The 8,280-nt window shown below is 34.9% G+C and carries 7 protein-coding genes; all 7 read right to left on the bottom strand.

Going from position 1 to position 8,280, the window contains the following annotated elements; genetic code table 11:
• On the bottom strand, positions 1–2,152 hold a 2,152-nt coding region (locus tag IDG64_RS06300), incomplete at its 3' end, for a fibrinogen-binding adhesin SdrG C-terminal domain-containing protein (protein WP_206171293.1).
• The gene (locus IDG64_RS06295) at positions 2,136–2,237 is read right to left on the bottom strand and encodes a hypothetical protein (RefSeq protein WP_001790696.1); all 102 of its coding nucleotides are present in this window, start codon (positions 2,235–2,237) and stop codon (positions 2,136–2,138) included. The genes IDG64_RS06295 and IDG64_RS06300, both read right to left, overlap by 17 nt.
• A 382-nt stretch (positions 2,238–2,619) precedes the next feature.
• Positions 2,620–3,978, bottom strand: a complete 1,359-nt coding sequence (locus tag IDG64_RS06290; RefSeq protein ID WP_000481419.1) for a gluconate:H+ symporter — start codon at positions 3,976–3,978, stop codon at positions 2,620–2,622.
• Positions 3,979–4,094: 116 nt separating this feature from the next.
• A complete protein-coding gene (gntK, locus tag IDG64_RS06285) occupies positions 4,095–5,648 on the bottom strand; it encodes a gluconokinase (RefSeq protein WP_000876661.1) in 1,554 nt (517 codons plus the stop codon).
• Between the two features lie 23 nt (positions 5,649–5,671).
• On the bottom strand, positions 5,672–6,352 hold the full coding sequence (locus IDG64_RS06280; RefSeq protein ID WP_000990133.1) for a GntR family transcriptional regulator: 681 nt from the start codon (positions 6,350–6,352) through the stop codon (positions 5,672–5,674).
• A 153-nt stretch (positions 6,353–6,505) separates the two neighbouring features.
• Positions 6,506–7,270 (bottom strand): MerR family transcriptional regulator, encoded by a 765-nt coding sequence (locus tag IDG64_RS06275; RefSeq protein ID WP_000074018.1) that lies wholly within the window; start codon positions 7,268–7,270, stop codon positions 6,506–6,508.
• 164 nt (positions 7,271–7,434) lie between these two features.
• Complete coding sequence (locus tag IDG64_RS06270; protein WP_000289136.1) at positions 7,435–8,127, bottom strand: GTP pyrophosphokinase; 693 nt, start codon at positions 8,125–8,127, stop codon at positions 7,435–7,437.
• Positions 8,128–8,280: the final 153 nt, after the last annotated feature.

The raw sequence follows: 8,280 nt of genomic DNA, 5'->3' as shown, positions 1-8,280 counted from the left end.
CATTTTCAGTTCCTAAACCAGAATGAGAAATATGATGATTGTTTTCAGTAATTTCCTCGACTGGTCCTTGTGCTTGACCATGCTCTTCAGGTAATTCATCCACTAATTCAATCAGATTACTTTCAGTTGTATATTCTTTCGTATCTTCAACTGTTGTATGATCGCTCACTGCGCCAGTTACAATACCTTTTGTAGACTCTTCGTCAAATTCAACTAAGTTAGACTCAGTAGTAACCTGACCACCACCTGGGTTTGTATCCTCTTCATATTCAACAACATCAGCGTGATGTTTTGAATTTTCATGTGTAAATTCTTCAAAGTCAATTGGATTTGATTCCTCAGAGGACTCAGTGTATCCTCCAACGTGACCCGCTTCGCTATCCACAGCAGTATGGTAATCGATATCAATAGCTGATGAATCCGTTTCTTCTATTGTTTCAATGTATCCATCAACATAACCACCTTCACCATCTATAGCTGTGTGGTAATCAATGTCAAGCGGTGTATTGTCTTGATTTTCTTCTGTTTCAATAATTTGCTTCGCATCGTATTGTCCACTGATAGAACCATTACCACTATCTTCAGAGAATTCGAAGTTATTGGAGTCTACGATTGGACCATATTTTCCATCACCATTAGCTTTATTACTATATAAAACTAATCCATTATCCCAAGTTAATGTATAGTGATTATTATAATAAGAATAGTATCTGTAACTATTCTCCGGATATGCAGATACTTGAGTTCTAAAGTTAACTTCATCTGTTTCTTTTGAGTACTCTCCTGTGTAATGAATCACATATGTCTTATCTAATTTTTCTAGATTCAACTGATAATTTCCGTTTTCTTGCACAGTTAATTTATTTTGCATATCACTTGTAACATCTTTAAACTTCGAATTGTCTGTTAAGTTTACAGAAACACTCTTTGGTAAATCCGTTTCCTTACCTTGATACTCATACACTTTAACAATGGGTGAATCACCACTTACATTACTACCTTGTGTCAAACTACCAGTAATAGATACACTTTCAGATTTATTTCCATTTATCGGTTTAACGTAAGCTACATGTGTGAATTTATTATCCGCTTTATTAAATGTTTCAATTGACCCATTCAGGTTTGTATAATACTTTCCAATTCCGTCTTTATACTCAACTTCAATCTTTTTTTCAGTATTTTTCCCATTTAATTTTGAAGTAAGTGTTTCTTCACCATTATTTTTAACGATTCTAGGGTCTATAAATAAATTCAAGTTTAAATTTGCTGTTACATTCACTTTATAATCAATGTAATCTGTAAACGTGTATCTAATTTTTCCATCTCCAAGAAGTTGACCAGTAGCCATTACGACAGAGCCATTTTTAATCTCTGGTAACTTTCTCGCTGTTGATACGCCATAGGTATTTACATTATTTGATAATGTAAAATCAAAGTAATCTCCTTTTTTTAGTCCATCTTCGAATTTTAATTTATATTTTAGCACCGCTCTTTGTCCTGCATGAGGTTCTACTTTATTTGTATTATTATGTCCTTCGATAGAGCTTTCAGTCACTGTAACTTTACTTGTCACATCTGTACCCGTTTCCACTTTCGCTTCCTTAGCGTCCACTACGTCTGCTGATCTTGTCACACGTGGTTTACTTTCTGATACCGTTCTTGGCTGTGCCACTTCAACTTGTATTTCTGCGACTTGATTTTGTGTAGCCTTTTTAGGTGTTAAATCTACTTGTCTTTGATCTCCGCTATTGTCTTGAGATTGTGTTGTTTCCTTAACTTGAGGTTTCGCTTCTTCCTTAACTACCTCTTCTTTAACTGTTTCTAAATTTGCTGGTTGTGCAGTTTGTGGTGCTTGTACTGCTTTTGGTGCTTCTTCAGTTGTTACTTGTGTTGCGTTTGACGGTTGTTCTGTTACTGTTGCGTTATATGATTGAGTTTCTTCTATATGATTAACGTTAGTTGCAGTTGTTTGTGTTTCACTTGTTTTATTATCAGTAGCTGAATTCCCATTTTCTTCTACTGTAGTTGTCTTTTGTTCTGATGCTGCAGCTTCTTTATCTTGTCCCATCCCAACAACGATCATTGTTCCTAAGAATACTGATGCTGCTCCCAATTTATGTTTTCTAATGCCGTACCTAAGATTGTTTTTCACTATAATATCTCCCTTTAAATGCAAAATTCATTAATTTTTTAAACTTAATAAATGCAAGTCTATATTGTTCGGTTTTTAAAAGCAATACAAAAAAGCGAGTTAATGAAAAGTTAAGATTGTCATTAATTTTATGTTAATTGATAATTTTATTATTTGGAATATACCTATAAATTGCATTCAAGTCATCATAAACCCTTGTCACACAAGGCTTGTATTTTTTATACTTATTTTTAAAATTAAATTCATCATTATCTAATTTAAAACAATATACTAAGTGTTTCATAATTACCGACTGTACAATACGCACAAAAACATGTCTTGAAACGCCTTTCATTACACTAAAATCCCCAATATACTTTTTATATCGTTCGGATTCTGACTATTTCAGATGATTTTCCGCATAAAAACAAACGTGTTTCAAGGCAATATATTGTAATTACCTAAAAACACGTTTACTTAATATTTAGTTAAACAAATAAGCTGATGAATAGAATGAAGATGATACCTGAAACGGAAATAATCGTTTCTAATAATGACCATGTTAAGAATGTTTCTTTTACAGTTAAACCAAAATATTCTTTAAACATCCAAAATCCTGCGTCATTTACATGAGACAAAATCACACTACCTGCACCTATCGCAAGTACAACTAATGCAACATTTACATCTGATGATTGTAATAATGGTAAGACAATACCTGTAGTTGAAATCGCAGCTACTGTAGCCGAACCTAATGCGATACGTAGCACAGCTGCAACAATCCATGCTAGTAAAATTGGAGACATCTCTGTACCTTCAAACATTTTAGCAATTGTATTTCCGACACCACCGTCAATTAATACTTGTTTAAATGTACCGCCACCGCCAATAATCAATAACATCATTCCGATTGGATAAATCGCATTCGTCACTGATTCCATAATATGATTCATCTTACGCTTTCTCATTAATCCCATCGTAACGATTGCAAATAATACTGCTATTAGCATGGCTGTCCCTGCTGTTCCGATCATATAAATGATAGATTCAAATAGATTTGTAGGTTTGTCGTGCCCAGTTACAAGTTGCGTTATCGTAGACACTAACATTAATATAACTGGTAATGTTGCTGTTAATAAACTCATACCAAATCCTGGCATCTCTTGATCCGTAAATTCTTTTTGTGCACCTAACGCTGAAATATCGCCTTCTCGTGTATACGCAGACGGAATCATTTTTTGTGCAACTTTGTTAAATATAGGTCCTGCAATGAGTGTAACTGGAATGGCAATAAACATTCCGTACAGTAATACATCTCCAACATTTGCCTTTAATTCTTTTGCGATGACTACCGGTCCTGGATGTGGTGGTAAAAAGCCATGTGTCACTGATAAAGCTGTTACCATAGGTAGTCCTAGTTTTAACACTGAAACATTTGCGCGTTTTGCTACTGTAAATACTAATGGAATCAGTAAGACTAAACCTACTTCAAAGAACAATGCAATACCGACGATAAATGCTGCAACAAGCATTGCCCATTGTACATGTTTTTGACCAAATTTTTGAATCAACGTGTCTGCAATTCGAGTTGCACCACCACCATCAGCAAGTAATTTCCCAAGTATGGCACCTAAACCGAATATTAGTGCAATGTGGCCGAGCGTACTGCCCATCCCTTTCTCAATCGTCTCCATAATTTTAGTCAATGGTATACCTAGCATTAACGCTGTAATCATCGATGTGATAATTAATGAAATAAATGTATTTAATTTAAACCCAATAATTAATACTAATAAAATAACGATACCTAAAACAACACTGATTAACGGCCATATTTCGTTAAACATGACATTCCCCTCTTTCTCTTTTCAATAGAATGTAACACCGTCGTCGCGCACGTATTCCACATAATATATAGTAGTCATGGCACAACAACTTTATCTAAGATGCTTAAGTGACGTATTTATTGTGTTTTATTTTCAGCCATATGTTGGCGTTGAAAATCTGCAATTTGTTCATAATTCTCTGTTAAAGAACGACTTAAATTGATAAAAATGGATACGAGCTCTTGGTAAACAGCGACATTTTCTTCAAACGGCATATGATTATTTGTAGCACCGACCATCGATGAAACGATTGAAAAATCTTCAATGTCACCTACAGCTTTAAGTCCAAGCACGCAGGCACCTAAGCATGAACTTTCATAGCTTTCAGGAACCACTAACTCTGTGTCAAATATATCTGACATCATTTGACGCCATACTTCACTTTTCGCAAAACCACCTGTTGCTTTTATCATCTTAGGCGTTTCATTCATTACTTCAATGAGTGCAAGGTAGACGGTATACAAATTGTAAAGAACACCTTCTAATGCAGCGCGAATCATATGTTCTTTTTTATGAGATAAAGTTAAACCGAAGAATGAACCTCTTGCATTTGCGTTCCAAAGCGGCGCACGTTCTCCAGCTAAATAGGGATGGAATATTAAACCATCTGCACCTGGTTTAACACGCTTTGCAATTTGAGTTAAGACATCATAAGGATCAACACCGAGACGTTTCGCAGTTTCGACTTCACTCGCTAGCAACTCGTCGCGCAACCATCTCAATACGACACCACCATTATTTACAGGACCTCCGATGACGTAGTGGTCCTCTGTTAAGACATAACAAAATATTCTACCTTTGTAATCAGTACGCGGTTTATCTATCACAGTACGAATCGCCCCAGATGTACCGATTGTGACAGCAACTTCTCCTTTACCAACGCTATTGACACCCAAATTAGAAAGGACCCCATCACTCGCACCAATAACAAACGGTGTATCTTCATTAAGCCCCATTAATGTTGCATAACGTTCTTTCATGCCTTTCATTACGTACGTTGTTGGCACTAATTCCGGCAACATTTCCTTGGAAATACCAAGCAATTCTAATGCCCCAACATCCCAATCTAATGTTTCTAAATTAAACATCCCTGTTGCGGAAGCCATTGAATAATCAATGATATATGTATCAAATAAATGATAGAAAATGTATGTTTTAATATCTGCAAACTTAGCAGTACGTTGAAATACATCTTGCCATTCATGTTTCATCCAAAAAATTTTCACTAAAGGCGACATAGGATGAATAGGCGTACCTGTTCGCTGATAAATCGCATTGCCATCATGCACTTCATTTATTACTGTTGCATATTTTGCAGCGCGGTTATCTGCCCAAGTAATATTATTTGTTAATCTTTGATGTTTCTGATCCATCGCAATCAAGCTATGCATTTGCGCACTAAATGACACAAATTTAATATCATCTTTATTAACTTTGGATTCTCTCATAACATATTTAATAGTCATTAATACCGCATCAAATAATTCATCTGGGTTTTCTTCTGAGACATCAACGTTTGGTGTGTGTAAATCATAGCCGATTTGATGTTTCATGATGAATGTTCCATTTTCATCATATAAGACTGACTTGGTACTCGTCGTTCCAATGTCGACACCAATCATATATTTCATGACAAATCCTTCTTTCTTTCATTTTAATTCAACCAAAATCCTTCAATATCTTTACCAACATCGTCGAAATTTAAGTGAAACGCTTCTTTCAAAATTTGACTGTCGTATTGTTCCACTGCATCAATAAACACTTGATGATTATGATGTATGCGTTCAAAATCTTGCGGGTTCTGTTGCATACGTTGTCGCATGGATGTTAAAACGAGTGCCATCATTACTGGTTTTAAATGACTCCAAAATGAGTTTAAATATTGATGATTAGATGCTTTGATTAATGTTTCATGAAATTCAAAGTCATGCTTCGTAAATGATTCTGCATCCTCAAATTTTACTGCCACTTTCATCATTTCAAGTTGTTTCTTCATTTCTTTTACGATAGGTAGTCGCTCTTGATTTTTAACTCTTGAAAATGCAAAAGACTCTAGCATCAGTCGCAAATCGTACATTTCTTTCTTTTCTTGTTCCCCAAACGGCAACACATGTGCACCCATTCTTTCTAATTGGATGAGTTGATTTTGTTGCAATAATTTAAATGCATCTCGAATTGGCGAACGACTCACATTAAATTGCTTTGCCATTTGATTTTCAGTGAGTAACGTACCTTCAGCTATGTGACCATTCACAATACCTAAGCGTAATTCTGCCGCGATACCTTCTCCAGTTGTCATACCTTCCAACCATTTCTCTGGATATCCATACATCATCAAAGCCACTCCTTCATTACACGACATACTTGTATACAAGTATGTTAATATAGTTCTTAATCGTTTGCAAGCGCTTTCTTTACGCGTACTAAAATAGTGACCATCCCTTTTCAATGTAAATTTAAAGGGAATGGTCACTATCACACGAATGATTTAATTGTTATGTTGTATGTGGGATATTTCTAATTGTTCTGTACTCATATGCGCTTTAGGTACTTCAATGCAATAATGCGTTTCATGACAGTTTGGACATTCGAATCGACGTGTTGTAGCAGTATGTTTCGCTTTGATAACTTGCCATAAAGATGGTGAGAATATATGCTGGCAGTTAGGACATAAATAGGCAACCTTTTGTTGGTAATAAAAAGTAACACCAATGCCGTATCCAATCATAAACGGCAACGCAATTAGAAACGGCCATTTATTTTTCATCAAAATTGCACTTATAATGCTAGAATATTGAATTATTCCTATAATACCCGCACTAATCCAAATGTTACGACGAATACTTTTCATTTCAGCTGATTTACTCATGACATGCTCTATGTCTTTTAAATGTGTGATTGGAGACGTCGACGCTTTATTTACGTAATATTGAACATTTTTAATTTTGTTTAATACCGCTTGTTGCTGTTTGACTTGTTGATTAATTTCTTGTTGTTTCATAGTTAGTAAAGTATTGAGTGTCTTCAAAGTACCTTCACCTTTTAGCAACATATCTATATCGCTTAACGCACAACCTAAATCTTTAAGCAATAAGATTAACTCTAATGTTTGTCGCTGTTGTTCTGTATACACACGACGCTTTCCTTCTGTAAATCCTTGTGGTTTCAAAATACCTTTGCGATCGTAATATTGAATCGTTCGCGTTGTCACATTGCATAATTTCGCGAGTTCTCCAGTCGAATAGTTAGACATAGATTCCACCTCCTACAATCACCATAGTTGATGACCCGACGTCACGAGCAAGTACTTTTTCTACATTTTAAAGAAATTTATTATACTAGGCGTCTTATTTTTGTGATTTCGTACCATGTTGATTTACAAAATCACTCAAATTAAGCAACACTACTACTAAACGTCTACTCTGTTATTTCAGAATGAATTTGTTGTAATTTATCTTCAACTTCAGTAATCTCTGTCGCACATTCTTTCAGTAAATCTCGATACTTTTCCGTCTCTGCATTGTTTTTATAACGTATTTTATGTTCTAAACTTGCCCACATATCCATACCTATCGTTCTAATTTGAATTTCAACAGGCAATACCTCAACGCGTTCTGCTAAAAAGACTGGAATGGATACAACGATATGTAAACTGCGGTAACCATTTTCTTTAGGGTGCTGAATATAATCTTTACGTTTTATCAATTGTACGTCTTCTTGTTTAAGCAACATCTCTTCAATCAAATAAATATCATCTAAGTAATTACATACTACGCGAATTCCGGCAATATCCAGTATATGTTCTTTGGCAGTTTCTGCGCTAATCTGTAATCCTTTACGATTAAGCTTTTCTATTAAACTGCGCATTTCTTTCACACGTCGCTCCATATGATGTATAGGGTTGTGTTTATAAATGTGATTGAAATTATCGTCTAAAATACTCAGTTTAGTGCTTATTTCCTTTAGTGCTGACGAATAAATATGATCTAACTCTACGAAACCTAATAACGTATCAAATGCTTCATCACCATTTTCAAATTTACTTAAACTATTTTTAAAATCATGTCGCAAATCCTCTAAATATAGTGATGGTTTTCGATCTACATACATTTTTATACTAACCTCCGATATATAATCATCTTTATTGTACCTAACATTTTATTAAGATAATACTAATACACTATCGAACTTTGGGCTGATACTGAAACAGCACAAAGAAACTCAAACAATTCGAATTATGTATCAAAACCTTCAATTATAGGA

Origin of the sequence: Staphylococcus sp. EG-SA-15 (assembly GCF_017151895.1) — a bacterium.
In the GTDB taxonomy this organism is placed as follows: Bacteria; Bacillota; Bacilli; order Staphylococcales; family Staphylococcaceae; genus Staphylococcus; species Staphylococcus aureus.
The sequence above is the reverse complement of the archived record's forward strand: the minus strand, read 5'-3'. Positions and strand labels throughout refer to the sequence as shown.